The sequence below is a fragment of the Haloferax sp. KTX1 genome, from assembly GCF_902410085.1.
In the GTDB taxonomy this organism is placed as follows: domain Archaea; phylum Halobacteriota; class Halobacteria; order Halobacteriales; family Haloferacaceae; genus Haloferax; species Haloferax massiliensis.
Genome location: NZ_CABPRH010000019.1, coordinates 17,445 through 31,671, shown reverse-complemented (window position 1 = coordinate 31,671; position 14,227 = coordinate 17,445). Strand labels below are relative to the sequence as shown.

20 protein-coding genes are annotated in these 14,227 nt (G+C 67.4%); 18 read left to right on the top strand and 2 right to left on the bottom strand.

All coding sequences use genetic code 11. The features are described from left to right. The 15 genes from FY251_RS19760 to FY251_RS19690 all read left to right on the top strand — a co-directional run bounded on the left by FY251_RS19760 (position 1) and on the right by FY251_RS19690 (position 10,710). Positions 1-393: a 30S ribosomal protein S8 gene (locus tag FY251_RS19760; protein WP_004042581.1), complete on the top strand. Its 393-nt coding sequence runs from the start codon at positions 1-3 to the stop codon at positions 391-393. 4 nt (positions 394-397) lie between these two features. Further along, positions 398-934 carry a 50S ribosomal protein L6 gene (locus FY251_RS19755; protein ID WP_148416704.1) on the top strand — a complete coding sequence of 179 codons (537 nt, stop codon included), beginning with the start codon at positions 398-400 and terminating at the stop codon, positions 932-934. Further along, positions 934-1,641: a 50S ribosomal protein L32e gene (locus tag FY251_RS19750; protein WP_148416703.1), complete on the top strand. Its 708-nt coding sequence runs from the start codon at positions 934-936 to the stop codon at positions 1,639-1,641. The genes FY251_RS19755 and FY251_RS19750 overlap by 1 nt, the downstream gene beginning before the upstream one ends. Beyond that, positions 1,641-2,096, top strand: a complete 456-nt coding sequence (locus FY251_RS19745; protein ID WP_008095301.1) for a 50S ribosomal protein L19e — start codon at positions 1,641-1,643, stop codon at positions 2,094-2,096. Before FY251_RS19750 ends, FY251_RS19745 begins: the two co-directional genes overlap by 1 nt. Beyond that, the gene (locus FY251_RS19740) at positions 2,096-2,650 is read left to right on the top strand and encodes a 50S ribosomal protein L18 (RefSeq protein WP_004969595.1); all 555 of its coding nucleotides are present in this window, start codon (positions 2,096-2,098) and stop codon (positions 2,648-2,650) included. Before FY251_RS19745 ends, FY251_RS19740 begins: the two co-directional genes overlap by 1 nt. Then, on the top strand, positions 2,647-3,291 hold the full coding sequence (locus tag FY251_RS19735; RefSeq protein ID WP_049920563.1) for a 30S ribosomal protein S5: 645 nt from the start codon (positions 2,647-2,649) through the stop codon (positions 3,289-3,291). The genes FY251_RS19740 and FY251_RS19735 overlap by 4 nt, the downstream gene beginning before the upstream one ends. Next, positions 3,291-3,755 carry a 50S ribosomal protein L30 gene (locus FY251_RS19730; RefSeq protein ID WP_148416702.1) on the top strand — a complete coding sequence of 155 codons (465 nt, stop codon included), beginning with the start codon at positions 3,291-3,293 and terminating at the stop codon, positions 3,753-3,755. Before FY251_RS19735 ends, FY251_RS19730 begins: the two co-directional genes overlap by 1 nt. Then, positions 3,752-4,249, top strand: coding sequence for an uL15m family ribosomal protein (locus FY251_RS19725; RefSeq protein ID WP_148416701.1), 498 nt, complete (start codon positions 3,752-3,754; stop codon positions 4,247-4,249). Before FY251_RS19730 ends, FY251_RS19725 begins: the two co-directional genes overlap by 4 nt. Before the next feature lie 3 nt (positions 4,250-4,252). After that, positions 4,253-5,722 carry a preprotein translocase subunit SecY gene (secY, locus tag FY251_RS19720; protein WP_148416700.1) on the top strand — a complete coding sequence of 490 codons (1,470 nt, stop codon included), beginning with the start codon at positions 4,253-4,255 and terminating at the stop codon, positions 5,720-5,722. 168 nt (positions 5,723-5,890) lie between these two features. Further along, a complete protein-coding gene (locus tag FY251_RS19715; protein WP_148416699.1) occupies positions 5,891-6,625 on the top strand; it encodes a hypothetical protein in 735 nt (244 codons plus the stop codon). Positions 6,626-6,725: 100 nt separating this feature from the next. Then, positions 6,726-7,082, top strand: a complete 357-nt coding sequence (locus FY251_RS19710; RefSeq protein WP_148416698.1) for a hypothetical protein — start codon at positions 6,726-6,728, stop codon at positions 7,080-7,082. Then, the gene (locus FY251_RS19705; RefSeq protein WP_148416697.1) at positions 7,079-8,020 is read left to right on the top strand and encodes an alpha/beta hydrolase; all 942 of its coding nucleotides are present in this window, start codon (positions 7,079-7,081) and stop codon (positions 8,018-8,020) included. The genes FY251_RS19710 and FY251_RS19705 overlap by 4 nt, the downstream gene beginning before the upstream one ends. Positions 8,021-8,089: 69 nt before the next feature. Further along, positions 8,090-8,581 (top strand): hypothetical protein, encoded by a 492-nt coding sequence (locus FY251_RS19700; protein WP_148416696.1) that lies wholly within the window; start codon positions 8,090-8,092, stop codon positions 8,579-8,581. Between the two features lie 93 nt (positions 8,582-8,674). Then, the gene (locus tag FY251_RS19695; protein ID WP_148416695.1) at positions 8,675-9,916 is read left to right on the top strand and encodes a TIGR00300 family protein; all 1,242 of its coding nucleotides are present in this window, start codon (positions 8,675-8,677) and stop codon (positions 9,914-9,916) included. A 101-nt stretch (positions 9,917-10,017) separates the two neighbouring features. Further along, positions 10,018-10,710, top strand: coding sequence for a hypothetical protein (locus tag FY251_RS19690; RefSeq protein WP_148416726.1), 693 nt, complete (start codon positions 10,018-10,020; stop codon positions 10,708-10,710). 30 nt (positions 10,711-10,740) lie between these two features. Here FY251_RS19690 and FY251_RS19685 read toward each other — a convergent pair whose 3' ends face one another. Further along, on the bottom strand, positions 10,741-11,142 hold the full coding sequence (locus FY251_RS19685; RefSeq protein ID WP_148416694.1) for a universal stress protein: 402 nt from the start codon (positions 11,140-11,142) through the stop codon (positions 10,741-10,743). Between the two features lie 50 nt (positions 11,143-11,192). Further along, the gene (locus tag FY251_RS19680; protein ID WP_089781343.1) at positions 11,193-11,351 is read right to left on the bottom strand and encodes a DUF1059 domain-containing protein; all 159 of its coding nucleotides are present in this window, start codon (positions 11,349-11,351) and stop codon (positions 11,193-11,195) included. A gap of 163 nt (positions 11,352-11,514) precedes the next feature. On the opposite strand from FY251_RS19680, the gene FY251_RS19675 reads away from it, so the two are divergent. The 3 genes from FY251_RS19675 to FY251_RS19665 all read left to right on the top strand — a co-directional run bounded on the left by FY251_RS19675 (position 11,515) and on the right by FY251_RS19665 (position 14,223). Further along, entirely contained in the window at positions 11,515-12,525 is a 1,011-nt protein-coding gene (locus FY251_RS19675; protein WP_148416693.1) for a PGF-CTERM sorting domain-containing protein, read from the top strand. Next, entirely contained in the window at positions 12,513-12,851 is a 339-nt protein-coding gene (locus tag FY251_RS19670; protein WP_148416692.1) for a hypothetical protein, read from the top strand. Before FY251_RS19675 ends, FY251_RS19670 begins: the two co-directional genes overlap by 13 nt. A gap of 61 nt (positions 12,852-12,912) precedes the next feature. Then, entirely contained in the window at positions 12,913-14,223 is a 1,311-nt protein-coding gene (locus tag FY251_RS19665; RefSeq protein WP_148416691.1) for a phosphoribosylamine--glycine ligase, read from the top strand. Positions 14,224-14,227: the final 4 nt, after the last annotated feature.

Sequence of the window (14,227 nt, the reverse complement as noted above, 5' to 3'; positions counted from 1 at the left end):
ATGGCTGACAACGACCCACTCAGTAGCGCGCTCTCCGGTGTGGACAACGCCGAGAGCGTCGGACACCTGTCCCACGAGATCCAGCCCGCCTCCAACATCATCGGCTCCGTCCTCGAGGTCTTCTACGACCGCGGGTACATCGACGGCTTCGAGTTCGTCGACGACGGCAAGGCCGGTCTGTTCGAGGTTGAACTGAAAGGCGCAATCAACGATTGTGGCGTCGTCAAGCCCCGGTATTCCGCCGGAGCCGACGACTTCGAGAAATGGGAGAAGCGATTCCTCCCCGCCCGTGACTACGGCGCGCTCATCGTCACGACGAGCCACGGCGTCATGAGCCACTACGAGGCCCGCGAGAAGGGCATCGGTGGCCAGATCATCGCCTACGTCTACTAGCACAATGAGCCGAATAGAAATCGAAATCCCGGACGAGGTATCCGCCGAGGTCAAAAACCTCGAGCTCACCATCGAGGGCCCCAACGGAAGCGTCACCAAGCGCCTCTGGTACCCGAACGTCTCGGTCTCCGCCGAAGACGAAGCGATCGTCATCGAGAGCGACGTCGAGAACGCGAAGACCAACGCGACCATCGGTACCTTCGAGAGCCACGTGAACAACATGCTTCACGGCGCGACCGAGGGGTGGGAGTACAAGATGGAAGTCCACTACGCTCACTTCCCGATGCAGGTTAGCGTCGAAGGGAGCGACGTGGTCATCAAGAACTTCCTCGGCGAGAAGTCCCCGCGACGAGCGCAGATTCGCGGCGACACGGACGTACAGGTCGACGGCGAAGAACTCACCCTGACGGGCTCCAACAAGGAGGACGTCGGGCAGACCGCCGCCGACATCGAACAACTCACCCGCGTCAAGGACAAGGACACTCGCGTGTTCACCGACGGCGTGTACATCACCCAGAAACCGCAGACTGGTGATGCCTAATGTCGGAAGAAATCACCGAACTCGAAGACATCAGCGGCGTCGGCCCGTCGAAGGCCGACGCGCTCCGCGAAGCCGGCTTCGAGAGCGTCGACGACGTACAGGCCGCGAGCCAGTCCGAACTGGCCGGGGTCGACGGCATCGGGAACGCGCTCGCCGCGCGTATCAAAGCCGACGTCGGTGGCCTCGAAGTCTCCGACGAGGCCGAGGCCGAAGTCGAAGACGACTCCGAAGCCGAGCCTGAGGAAGAGGAAGCCGAAGCAGTCGAGACCGAGCTTCAGCCCCGCGGTCACGCGGACAAGAAGCCCCAGCTCGACGACGAAACCGCGGAGGCCCTGGCGCAGAAGCGCCGCGAGGGCAAGCCGCAGTTCAACCGGCAGGACTACCACAAGAAGAAGCGCACGCCCACGTCGTGGCGTCGCCCCCGCGGTGGTCTCTCCAAGCAGCGTATCGGCATCAAGGGCAAGGGCCCCAAGGTCGAGGCGGGCTACCGCACGCCGAAGGCCGCCCGCGGCCTTCACCCGTCGGGCTTCGAGGAGGTCCGCGTGTTCAACACGGACGACCTCGAAGGCATCGACGGCGATACGCAGGCAGTTCGCATCGCCTCCTCGGTCGGCGCGCGCAAGCGCGAGCGCATCGAGGAAGCGTGTGAGGACCGCGAGATTCGCGTCCTCAACCCCACCTACGTCGAAGTCGAGGTGGACAACTGATGACGGACCTCAAAGCGCAGAAGCGAATGGCGGCCGACGTCCTCGACGTCGGCAAGGGTCGAGTTTGGTTCGACCCCGAGGAACAGGCCGAAATCGCGGAGGCCATCACGCGCGAAGACATCCGTGAACTCGTCGACGAGGGAACGATTCGCGCCAAGGACGCCAAGGGCAACTCGAAGGGTCGCGCACGCGAGCGCGCCGCCAAGCGTTCCTACGGTCACCGCAAGGGTGCCGGCTCCCGCAAGGGCCGTTCCGGCGCTCGACAGAACAAGAAAGACGCATGGGTCAGCCGAATCCGCGCCCAGCGCCGTCGCCTGAAGGAGCTTCGCGAGGACGGAACGCTCGACCGTTCCCAGTACCGCTCGCTCTACAACAAGGCGTCCGGTGGCGAATTCGATAGCGTGGACCGGCTCGAAGCGTACATTCAGAACAACTACCAGGTGGAGATTCAATAATGGCGACCGGACCACGATACAAGGTTCCGATGCGGCGTCGCCGCGAAGTCCGGACCGATTACCATCAAAGGTTGCGCCTGCTGAAATCGGGCAAGCCCCGCCTCGTTGCTCGCGTGAGCAACAAGCACGTCAGGGCGCAGCTGGTCACTCCGGGCCCGCAGGGCGACGAGACCCACGCTGCAGCGACCTCTGCCGACCTCGACGAGTACGGCTGGGAAGCCCCCACGGGCAACCTCCCGAGCGCGTACCTCACGGGGTATCTGGCAGGTAAGCGGGCGCTGGCCGCCGGCGTCGAGGAAGCGGTCCTCGACATCGGCCTCAACACGGCCACGCCCGGAAACAAGGTCTTCGCGGTGCAGGAGGGTGCTATCGACGCTGGCCTCGAAATCCCCCACAACGACGCAGTACTCGCCGATTGGGACCGCAACCGCGGTGTCCACATCGCCGAGTACGCGGAGCAGCTCGACGAGCCGCTCTACAGTGGAGACTTCGATGCCACGAACCTCCCCGACCACTTCGACGAAGTGCTCGGGAACCTTCAGGAGGACGAATGAGCAGAAATAACAACGGCTGGGAGCCGCGAACGCGGCTCGGCCGCATGGTGCAGAACGGCGACGTCACGTCGATGGACCAGGCGCTCGAGACGGGACTTCCGCTCAAGGAACCCCAGCTCGTCGACCAGCTCCTTCCCGGACTGGACGACGAGGTGCTCGACATCAACATGGTCCAGCGCATGACCGACTCCGGCCGCCGGGTGAAGTTCCGGTGTGTCGTCGCAGTCGGGAACCGTGACGGCTACCTCGGCTACGCTGAGGCCCGCGACGACCAGGTCGGCGGTGCCATCCAGAAAGCCATCGAGGTGGCGAAACTGAACATCATCAAGGTGGACCGCGGCTCGGGGTCGTGGGAAGACCGCGCAGGCGGCCTCAACTCCCTCTCGCGCAAGGCGGAGGGGAAGGCCGGCTCCGTGACGGTCCGCATCATCCCCGCCCCGCAGGGTCTCGGCCTCGCGGCCGCAGAGACCGTCCGGAACATCCTCGAACTCGCCGGCATCCAGGACGCCTGGACCAAGAGCGACGGGAACACCCGGACCACGGTCAACCTCGCGAAGGCGACCTACAACGCGCTCAAGAACGCGTCGCAGTCCCGCACGCCGCGGCGCGCTCGCGAAGTCCGCCAGGAGGTGCGCGAATAATGCAGGCTATCGTTCAGCTTCGCGGTGAGGTCAACATCGCACAGGACGTCCGCGACACGCTCTCGATGCTCAACATCCACCGCGTGAACCACGCGACGTTCGTGCCGGAAACGGACGCCTACCGCGGGATGATCTCGAAGGTCAACGACTTCGTCGCGCACGGGGAACCGAGCGTCGACGTCGTCGAGACCCTCATCAGCACGCGCGCCGAGCCCGAAGCGGGCGACGCCGACATCACCGACGAGTGGGTCTCCGAGAACACCGACTACGACGACGTGGCCGCGCTCGCGCAGGCCATCGTCGACGAGGAGACGACGCTGCGAGCGCAGGGCGTCTCCCCCGTGCTCCGTCTGCACCCGCCGCGCGGCGGCCACCGCGGACAGAAGCACGTCACCAAGGAAGGCGGTCAGCTCGGAAAGCACAGCACCGAACAGATCGACGAGCTCCTGGAGGACATGCGATGACGTCCAAGAAGCGACGACAGCGCGGCTCGCGCACGCACAGCGGCGGTACCCACAAGAACCGGCGTGGCGCCGGTCACCGCGGCGGTCGCGGCCGCGCCGGACGCGACAAACACGAGTTCCACAACTACGAGCCGCTCGGCAAGCACGGCTTCAAGCGACCCGACGTCCTGCAGGACGACGTCGCCGAAGTCAAGATCCAGAAGCTCGACGAGGACGCGGCGCTCCTCGCGGCCGACGGAGTCGCCGAGAAGGACGGCGACGCCTACGTCATCGACGCCCGCGACGCGGCCGAGGACGGCTGGGAAGCGGACGTCGTGAAGGTGCTCGGCGGCGGGCAGGTCCGCAACGAACTGCACGTCGTCGCCGACGCCTTCACGGCCGGTGCCGTCGAACTCATCGAAGAGGCAGGCGGCGACGCCGAACTCTCCGAACGCGCCGAAGAAGCGGCCGAGGCCGAGGAATCGGCCGACGCCGACGAAGACGACGAGGAATAAATCATGGGATGGAAGGACGCCGCCGAACCAGTGCTTTCGCGGATGCCCGCAGTCGCCCGACCGGAGGGACACGTCCCGTTCCGCCGGAAGCTCGGGTGGACCGGCGGCATCCTCGTCTTGTACTTCTTCCTGACGAACGTGACGCTGTTCGGCCTCGACGCCGCGACCGCGAACGACCTGTTCGGTCAGTTCCGGTCCATCCTGGCCGGCCAGCAGGGCTCGGTGCTCCAACTGGGCATCGGCCCCATCGTCACGGCGAGCATCGTCCTGCAACTGCTCGGCGGTGCCGACCTGCTCGGGCTCGACACGGACAACAACCCGCGCGATCAGGTCCTCTATCAGGGCCTCCAGAAGCTCCTCGTCGGAGTCATGATCTGCCTGACGGGGCTGCCGATGGTGTTCGCAGGGAACTTCCTGCCGGCCGACCAGGCCGTCGCGACATCGCTCGGCATCGGGACGTTCGGCGTTCGGAGTCTCATCTTCGCGCAGATCGCCGTCGGCGGCGTCCTCATCCTGTTCATGGACGAAATCGTCAGTAAGTGGGGCGTCGGCTCCGGCGTCGGCCTGTTCATTATCGCCGGCGTCAGCCAGCAGCTCGTCGGTGGGCTGTTCAGCTGGCAGGGTCTCGGCGGCACGTCGGGGCTGTTCCCGACGTGGATCGGTATCGTCACCGGTGCCGTCGAACTGCCGGCCTCGCCGACCGACCTGCTGTCGACGGTCTTCCTCGGTCAGGGACAACTGCTCGCGCTCATCACGACGCTTCTCATCTTCGGTATCGTCGTCTACGCCGAGAGCGTCCGCGTCGAGATTCCCCTCTCGCACGCCCGCGTGAAGGGTGCCCGCGGTCGCTTCCCCGTGAAGCTCATCTACGCGAGCGTCCTGCCGATGATCCTCGTTCGCGCCCTGCAGGCGAACATCCAGTTCCTCGGCCGGTTTCTCAACAGCGGGTGGGCCGGTATGCCCGCCTGGCTCGGTCAGTACACGAGCGGACAGGTCACCGGTGGCCTGTTCTACTACCTCGCGCCCATCCAGTCGCGCTCCGACTGGATGTGGTTCCTCGGCCTCACGTCGGCCGACCCGCTCGACATCGCCATCCGCGTGCTCATCGACTTGGTCTTCATGATCGTCGGTGGCGCGGTGTTCGCGATCTTCTGGGTCGAGACGACGGGCATGGGTCCGGAATCGACCGCGCAACAGATTCAGAACTCCGGGATGCAGATTCCCGGGTTCCGACGCAACCCGCAGGTCATCGAGAAGGTCATGGAGCGGTACATCCCGCAGGTGACCGTCATCGGTGGCGCGCTCGTCGGCCTGCTCGCCGTCATGGCGAACATGCTCGGCACCATCGGTGCAGTCTCCGGGACGGGGCTGCTCCTCACGGTCTCCATCACGTACAAGCTGTACGAGGAGATCGCGGAGGAACAGCTCATGGAGATGCACCCGATGATGCGCAACATGTTCGGCTCCGAATAGCGAGCGCCGACGCGCTCGACGGCCGCCGCGCGCCGCGGCGAACGTCACTTCTACAACACTTCATTTCTGCCGCGCTCGACCGGATAGCGGCGCGCCCGCCTCGACGGACGCCGCCCGCGCCGTCGGCAATCCGGCCACTTTTGACTCCCGGCGGGGGACAGTCGGGGTATGCACGAGGGGCGACTCGCGGTCGATATCGAGACGGCCAGCCCGAACGGTCCGCCGAGCGACTTCCGAGACACCGACGACTTCGAGTTGGTCGCGGTCGGGCTGGGCCACCGCGTCGGCGGCGACGTCAGTGACGCCGACCCCGAGGTCGAAGTCGAAGTGCTCCTCCGCGACGGCGACTGGTCGCTCGCCCACACGGCCGACCTCCTCCGGCGGGTCGTCGAGTGGTGCGAGGCCCGCGGCGGGGGCGTCGTCACCTACAACGGCGAGTACTTCGACGAACACCACCTCCGCGCGTGGGCCGACCGCGTCGCCGACGCCGGCGTCTGGGCGGACGCGCCGCGGCGAATCGACGCGCTGTTCGCCGACCACCTCGACCTCGGGACGCTCGCCGCCGAGGCGTACCCGGGTGCGGTCCGGGCGAACCGCGACATCCCGGCGCTGTGGAAGGCGTGCGAGGAGGCCGGCGTCGACCAGCCGACCGTCTGGTACGACGACTACGACCTCCCGGCGGGCTACCTCGACCGCCTCGGCGTCGAGGACGGCCACGTCAAGGGGGCGCACGTCGGCGAGGCGCTGGGGGAGGCCTACGTCGAGGGCGTCGTCGCGGGGCTCGACCACACGCGGACGCACGCCGAACTCACTCGGCTCCTCGTCGACTACGCCGCCGGCGACATCGAGCCGCTGTTTTCGCTCCACGACGCGCTCCGCCGGACCGACGCGAGCGCGGACTGAGTCGTCTCCCCCTCGCAGACTCGGGCCGGCGTCGTCGATCACCCGGCGAGCGTCCTGTCTCGCGGCAAACGTTTAGCCGCCGGCAGTCGTAGCCCGTGGTATGAACGACCTCGAACCGGCGGCCGCCGTCGAGGAGGCGCTCCGCGGTAACGGCATCAGCGTCGAGTCAGTCTCGCTCGACGACTCCGTCTCGCTGACCTATCTCACGGCGTTCCCCGACGTCGAACCCGACCACGGCGAAGTCGGCCGCGCGGTCACGGCCTTCCTCGACCTCGCCCAAGACGACGAGTTCGCACCGAGGACCGTGGAGGCGACGGTCCTTCGAAGCGAGGGCGACGTGCAGGCGACGTGGACGCTCGAAGCCGACTGGATTCGCGCGTACAACGACTACGCGCTGGACGACGAGGAGCTGTCCGAGCGCGTCCTCGACAGCCTCTACGAGGGGGGCGACGCGTGAACGCGTGGCGACACCGCGGTGAGCCGCCGGCCGCGCGCGGCCCGCGGCGGCCCTCGCACTTCGAGTACTCCCGGGTTTCGCTGACGTTCGACAGCGGGGGGGCGAACTGCGCGGGCTGGCTCTACCGCCCCGACGGCGTCGAGTCGCCGCCGGTGGTCGTCATGGCCGGCGAACTCGCCGCGGAGCGTCGCTTCGGCCTCCGTCCCTACGCGGAGCGGCTGGCCGAGGCGGGCTACGCGGCGTTCCTCTTCGACTATCGGAACGCCGGCGACTCCGACGGTGAGCCCCGGAATCTGGTCGACCCCGACTCGCAGGTCGCCGACTGGCACGCCGCGCTCTCGGGGCTCCGCGAGCGCGACGAGGTGGACTCGCGCTCGCTCGTGCTCTGGGGCGCGGGACTCTCCGGCGGCTACGCGCTCCGCGCGGCGGCCGAGGACGGTCGCGTCGCCGCCGTCGTCGCCCAGAACCCGATGCTCGACGGGAAGGCGGTCACGCGCGGTCGCGGCGTCAAGGGCACGCTCGCCGCACTCGCGGCCGGCGTCCGCGACAGACTCCAGTCGCGGTTCGTCAGCCCGCATCGCGTCCCCGTCGTCGGCGACGGGTCGTCGATGGCCGTCTTCGAAGACCCCGGCGTGCGCGCCGCCTACCGCGACCTCGTGCCGCCGGGGAGCGCGTGGCGCGACGAGACGCCCGCGCGGCTGTTCCTCTCGTTGCTCCGGTACCGGGCGCTTCCGGACCCCGAGGCGCTCACCTGCCCGGCCCTCCTCGTCGCCGGGACGCGCGACGACCTCGCACCCGCCGACGCGGTCGCCGACCTCGCGGACGAGCTTTCGGACGCGACGCTGGTCGAACTCCCCGCGGGCCACTTCGACCACTACGACCGGGCGTTCGAACAGACGTTCGGCCACCTCCTGTCGTTCCTCCGAACGGTTCGCTGACGGAAGTCGTCAACCCGTTGAATCCTCGCGCGAACCATTATGTCCTCACCCGGCCTATACTACACAGAAATGTCCACATCCACCCGTCTCGTCTCGTTGTTACTCGTCGTCGCGCTCGTCGCGGGGGCCGCGTCCGCGCCGGCGTTCGCACAGGAGTCGGAGACGCCGAGCGACGCTGACACACAACGGCTTCTCGAAGAGGGGGTCGCGCTGTACAACGACAACGTCGAAGAGTTAGACGTCTCGTTCGCCCGGAGTCTCGTCGCGGGGCGAACGGTGAACGTCTACGTCGAAGACGGGGGCGAGACCCGGGTGTTCTCGGCGTCGGTGCGAGACGACATGCGAATCGAGGACCTGTCGACCGGCCCCGACAGCGAGGCGTCGACCCGAATCACGACGGACCGAGGGACGCTCGAAACCATCGCCGAGTCGCCGGAGCCGATGGCCGAGGTGCGAAGCGCCCTCTCCGACGACCGCATCCGCGTCAACGGCGAGCGCGGACACCCCGTCGACCAGGTCGTCTGGACCGTCGCCAACACGTTCAAGAGCTTCTTCCTCTGAGCCCGACCCGAACGACCGAACCCGTCTTTTTCTCCGCGTCGTCGCGTCCGTGCGTCCGTAACCCACTTTGCCACCGTTCTCGTCTCTCCGTCGATGACGTTCACGCGCACGGTCGAACTCGACGGCCACATCATCGACTCGGGGATGATGCAACAGGCCATGGGTATCGTGATGGACCTCGGCGGCGACTTCGACGTCGAGCAGTTCGACGTCGGGCGGCAGAAAGACGAGCCATCCTACTGCCGGATGTCGGTGACCGCGGACGACCGCGAGACGCTCCAGGAGATACTGCACGAACTCCACCAGATCGGCGCGAACCTCACGGACCCCGTCGACGCCCGCGTCGAGGCCTCGCCGGCCGACCGGGTCGTCCCCGTGGGCTTTTACTCGACGACGAACCACCCGACCGACGTTCGGTATCGCGGCGAGTGGCTCCCGGTCGAGGACATCGAGATGGACTGCGCGATAGTCGTCGAGGAGACCGACGACGGCCCGCGCGCCTACACGAAGGTCCTCAACGGCATCGAGGAGGGCGACCTCGTCGTCACCGACGAGGCAGGGATTCGCGTCAAGCCGCCGGAACGCCCCCGCGATTCCTCCGGCCCCTTCGGGTTCATGCAGGGCGGCGTCTCCTCGGAGCGCCCCTCGGAGTCGCTCATCGGCGAGGTCGCCGACGCGCTCCGCGAGACCAAGGCCGACGGCGGGAACGTCCTCGTCGTCGCCGGGCCGGCGCTCATCCACTCGGGCGGCGGCGACGCCCTCGCCGACCTCGTCCGCGAGGGCTACGTGGACATGATTTCGGCCGGCAACGGCTTCGCCACCCACGACATCGAACGCGGGCTGTACGGCACCTCCCTCGGGATGGACATGGAGACGATGGAACACCCCCGGAAGGGCCACAAACACCACATCTACACGATAAGCGAGGTCATCCGCGCCGGCGGCATCGCCGAGGCCGTCGAGGAGGGTCTCATCGAATCGGGCGTGATGTACGAGTGCGTGAAACACGACGTGCCGTACGTCCTCGCGGGGTCGATTCGGGACGACGGCCCGCTGCCGGACACCATCACCGACACCATCGAGGCGCAGAACGCCATCCGCGAGCAGGCCCACCGCGCCGACATGGTGCTCATGCTCTCGACGCTCCTGCACTCGGTCGCCGTCGGCAACTGCCTGCCCTCGACGGCCAAGACCGTCTGCGTGGACATCAACCCCGCGACCGTCACGCAACTGCTCGACCGCGGCTCCTCGCAGGCCATCGGCATGGTCACGGACATCGGAACGTTCGTGCCGACGCTCGCCGAGAAGGTGCTCGAAGCCGACGACGGCAACTGACCGGGTCGCCCCCGCCCGTTCCGCCGCGGTGCGCCGTCTGACGTGTCTATTATGACCCCGGGTGGTCTCTCGTGTCCTGTATGCAACCCAACGCAGCGCGAGTGCTCCTCGCCGCAGTCATGATTCTCCTCGCCGGGTGCGGGGGCGGCGTCGGCGGCGACGCCACGACCGCGACCGCACCGGCGACGGACGCGACGACGGCCGCCGCCGAGTCGACCGACCAGAACGGCGACGCCGCCGCAGAACGCTCCGCAGTCACGTTCAACGGAACGTGGGACCAGCAGTACCGGACCGGGCAGTACTACCGCTACGACATCGAGAGCCCGAACATCGACGGCACCGCGACCTACGAGTGGGAGGTCGTCTCCGCGACCGACGACGAGGTGACGGTTCGGACGAAACTGGTCACGCCAAACGGGACGAGCGAACAGACCGTGACCGCGCCGCCGGACGAGGTGTACGGCGAACTCGCCGGGAGCCCGTCGGGGTCGGTCGCCACCCTCGGGTTCGACTCGCCGTACTACAGCGGCGTCGACGGCGAGACTCTCAGCGTCGGCGACAGCTGGGAGTCCTCGGGCGCGAACGGGACCGTGAGCTTCGAGGTCGAAGCGCTATCGACCTACGCCGGCCTCGAATGTGCGAACTTCGTCGTCCGGACGAACGGCAGCGTCTTCTGGGAGAGCTGCGTCACGCCGGAGAGTCCGCTGCCGGGCTACGTGGCGTTCTACGAGGAGGAGGGCGACGAAACTCCGGCGTTCGAGATGGAACTCGTCGAGTACCGAGCCGGAGACTAGCGCGGCCGCGGGCGACTTCGGACGCGACGATTAGACCGTTTCCAGCGGGACGACCGCCATCGGGATGTTCGAGTTCAAAAGCACGTCCTGTGCCGTGCTCCCGAAGACGATTTTCGAGGTCGGATTGCGCTTTCGGATGCCGATGACGATTTCGTCGGCGTCCTGTTCGTCGGCGCACTGGAGGATGTCGTCGGCGGCGTCGTTGCCGCGGATGTACTGGTGGGTCTCCACGTCCACGAGGTCGCCGAGCCGAGACGTCACGACGTTCAGGGCGTCCTCGCCGTCGCGGACGTCCTCGCTGTCGGTCTCGTCGCCGCCGCGGTGGGAGTTGACGACGTGGAGCACGTCGCCGGCGTCGATTCGCCGCGAGAGATAGTCGCAGACTTCGGCGCTCGTGTGGACCGAGTTCGTCCCGATAACGTATGTTGCCATGCCCCATATCGCTACGCCGTCCTATAAAAATCCACGCCCGACCGCGCTCGTCAGGCCGGCCGCATCATCGCCAGCACGTCGTCTCTCGTCATCGCTTTCCCGTGTTCGTCGTGGGCGTGTCCCTGAATCACTTTCACCACCTCGTTTCTGTTCTCCGAGGTCACGCTGAACCCGCACGAACACGTCGCCTGCTGCATCGCCTTCGACATAGCAGTACGGATACGCGCTCCGGAGCCAAAGCGTGTGTTCACCCCCGCCGAGACACTCCCGCCGGCGGGCGGATTCCTGAAGCCGTGTCGTCGCCGGCACGTCGGCCGCGCTCCGGACCCGTCGGGGACAAAACATATACCGGATCGTAAATGTCACTCGGGTATGGAAAGAAACGCCCTCCTCACCGCCGGGGCGGTCGGCGTCGTCGTCGTGGCGCTCGTCGCCGCCGCCGTCGTTCCGGGGGTCGTCGCGGACCCGACCGACGACGGGCCCGTCCGTCCCGGCCCGGTGGACGTCGCCGGCGTCTCCATCGCCGCCGGGCAGGCGACGGGGGAGACGGTCACCCTCGAAATCGAGACGCGAATCGACCACCGAGGCAACCCGACGGAGAACGTGAGCGTCCTCGTCCGCGCCGTCGACGCCGAGTCGGGGCTGTTGACGACGACGCAGGAAATCGACGTGGGGACGCTCTCGAAGGACGGTGAGACGGCGACGACGACCAACCTCACGGTGCCCCGCGAGGGCGGCTACGACGTCGAGGTCGTCCTCTACAGCGACGACGAGCGGGTCGACGAGGCGCGAAAGAGCGTCCGCGGCGTCTCGGCCATCAAGCCGCCGTACCTCCGGTCGACCACCTCGTTCACCGACAGCGAGGCGCTCCCGCCGGTGTCGTTCGCCATCGCGGAGACCGGCGAGGACCGGACGACGCTCGACCTGACGGCGACGCTGACGAACGCCGGCGACGACCCGGCCGAGGAGCTCTCGGTGCTGTTCGTCCTCCGGCAGGCCGAGTCCAACATCGTCGCCTCTCGGACGACGGTCGACGCGGGGACCATCGAAGCCGGTCGGACCGAGACGGTGGACGCGTCGGCGAGCGTGCCGAACGACTACAACTACTACATCGACGCCGTGTTGCTCCGCGACGGAGTCGTCATCGACACCGCCCGCGGCGCGGCGAACCTGAACCCAACGAGGACGATTAGCGTGAACCAGACCAGAGAGGACGTGGAACTCCGCGTCGAAGACTTCGAGAACGGCGACGGCGGCGACGCGCCGCGAGAGACCGACTACGAACCCGTCGAGACCTCCTCGGAGGCACCCGGCTTCGGCCCGATACTGGCGGTCGTGGGACTGCTCGCGGCCGTCTTCGTCGCCCGGAGGTGGTCGCAATGAGCGACGAGACGCGGACGACCGATGACGACGACGCGACCGGCGTGGACAGGCTCCGAGAGCCCACGGACTCGCCCGACGGCGAGGAAAGCGAGAACCGCGAGTTCGCGGAGCGGATGCGCCGCTACCTCGACTACGCCGTCCTCGCGGGACTGCTGTTGCTCGCGCTCATCGCGGCGCTGCAGTTCTACCTCAACGCGAGTCAGACCATCACGACGTGGGTGAACCCCGAGTACCGCGCGCCGTTCCAAGCGGCGTTCAACCTCGTGTTGCTCCTCGGGGCGGCGCTCGGCGTCTCCATCCAGCTTCGACGGCTGACGAGCGACTGAGCCGCGCCGAGGGGTAACTCACCACCACACAGTTTTCAGGCCGCCGCCCGAGTCGTCGGCTATGAACTTCCTCTTCGTGTCGGCGGACGCCGCGCTCATCACCGACCTCGCGTGGCAGGTCCACAGGGAGGGCCACGACGTGCGGTACTACATCGAGGCCGAGCGGGACAGGGAAATCGGCGACGGCTTCGTCCCGAAGACCGACGACTGGCGCGCGGAGGTCGACTGGGCCGACGTCGTCGTCTTCGACGACATCTGGGTCGGCTCCGATATCGGCACCGGCGCGCTGGCGCGGGAACTCCGCGAGGAGGGACACGCCGTCGTCGGCGGGACGCCGAACACCGACCGCCTCGAAGAGGACCGCGGCTACGCGATGGAGGTGCTCGAAGAACACGGCGTCAACACGGTCGAACAGCGCGTCTTCCGCGACTTCGACGAGGGCATCGAGTACGTCCGGCGGAACCGCGCCCCCTACGTCATCAAGCCGCTCGGCGAGGTGCAGAACGTCAAGCGCCTCCTCTACGTCGGCAGCGAGGACGACGGCAGCGACGTGGTCGACGTGCTCCGCGCGTACAAGCAGGCGTGGGGCCACCGGATGAAGGGCTTTCAGCTCCAGCGGAAGGTCGAAGGCGTCGAGATCGCGGTCTGCGGCTTCTTCAACGGGGAGACGTTCGTCGACCCGGTGAACTTCAACTTCGAGCACAAGAAGCTGTTTCCGGGCAACATCGGCCCTTCGACCGGCGAGATGGGAACCTCGATGTTCTGGGCCGGGCGGAACCGGCTGTTCGAGGAGACGCTGGGCCGGCTCGAACCGTGGCTCGCCGCGGAGGGCTACGTCGGGAGCATCGACATCAACTGCATCGTCAACGAACACGGCATCTCCCCGCTGGAGTTCACGCCGCGGTTCGGCTACCCGACGATCACGCTCCAAGAGGAATCCTTCGAGTCGTCGACCGCGCAGTTCTTCTACGACCTCGCCCACGGCAACGACCCCGACCTCTCGGTCCACAACGGCTTCCAAATCGCGGTCCGCATCGTCCTGCCGCCGTTCCCCTTCACCGACGAGCAGACCTACGACGAGAACTCGCGGAACGCGGCGGTCGTCTTCGAGACCGACAGCCGCGAGGGCGTCCACATCGAGGACGCCAAACTCGTCGACGGGCAGTGGCGCGCCGCCGGCGAGAGCGGCATCCCGCTCGTCGTCACCGGCAAGGGCGAGACGATGCAGGAGGCGAGAAGACAGGCGTACGACCGCGTCGACGACATCGTCATCCCGAACCTGTACTTCCGAGACGACATCGGGGAGCGGTGGATAAGCGGCGACGGCGACCGACTGCTCGCGTGGGGCTACCTCGGCCCGGCCGGCGAGTAGTCGA

Coding starts and splice junctions, on each gene's coding strand:
- FY251_RS19750 (WP_148416703.1), top strand. CDS start 934: ATGTCGGAAGAAATCACCGAACTCGAAGACATCAGCGGCGTCGGCCCG.
- FY251_RS19675 (WP_148416693.1), top strand. CDS start 11,515: ATGGAAAGAAACGCCCTCCTCACCGCCGGGGCGGTCGGCGTCGTCGTC.
- FY251_RS19680 (WP_089781343.1), bottom strand. CDS start 11,351: ATGTCGAAGGCGATGCAGCAGGCGACGTGTTCGTGCGGGTTCAGCGTG.
- FY251_RS19685 (WP_148416694.1), bottom strand. CDS start 11,142: ATGGCAACATACGTTATCGGGACGAACTCGGTCCACACGAGCGCCGAA.
- FY251_RS19710 (WP_148416698.1), top strand. CDS start 6,726: ATGAACGACCTCGAACCGGCGGCCGCCGTCGAGGAGGCGCTCCGCGGT.
- secY (WP_148416700.1), top strand. CDS start 4,253: ATGGGATGGAAGGACGCCGCCGAACCAGTGCTTTCGCGGATGCCCGCA.
- FY251_RS19745 (WP_008095301.1), top strand. CDS start 1,641: ATGACGGACCTCAAAGCGCAGAAGCGAATGGCGGCCGACGTCCTCGAC.
- FY251_RS19760 (WP_004042581.1), top strand. CDS start 1: ATGGCTGACAACGACCCACTCAGTAGCGCGCTCTCCGGTGTGGACAAC.
- FY251_RS19740 (WP_004969595.1), top strand. CDS start 2,096: ATGGCGACCGGACCACGATACAAGGTTCCGATGCGGCGTCGCCGCGAA.
- FY251_RS19735 (WP_049920563.1), top strand. CDS start 2,647: ATGAGCAGAAATAACAACGGCTGGGAGCCGCGAACGCGGCTCGGCCGC.
- FY251_RS19665 (WP_148416691.1), top strand. CDS start 12,913: ATGAACTTCCTCTTCGTGTCGGCGGACGCCGCGCTCATCACCGACCTC.
- FY251_RS19700 (WP_148416696.1), top strand. CDS start 8,090: ATGTCCACATCCACCCGTCTCGTCTCGTTGTTACTCGTCGTCGCGCTC.
- FY251_RS19755 (WP_148416704.1), top strand. CDS start 398: ATGAGCCGAATAGAAATCGAAATCCCGGACGAGGTATCCGCCGAGGTC.
- FY251_RS19715 (WP_148416699.1), top strand. CDS start 5,891: ATGCACGAGGGGCGACTCGCGGTCGATATCGAGACGGCCAGCCCGAAC.
- FY251_RS19695 (WP_148416695.1), top strand. CDS start 8,675: ATGACGTTCACGCGCACGGTCGAACTCGACGGCCACATCATCGACTCG.
- FY251_RS19730 (WP_148416702.1), top strand. CDS start 3,291: ATGCAGGCTATCGTTCAGCTTCGCGGTGAGGTCAACATCGCACAGGAC.
- FY251_RS19725 (WP_148416701.1), top strand. CDS start 3,752: ATGACGTCCAAGAAGCGACGACAGCGCGGCTCGCGCACGCACAGCGGC.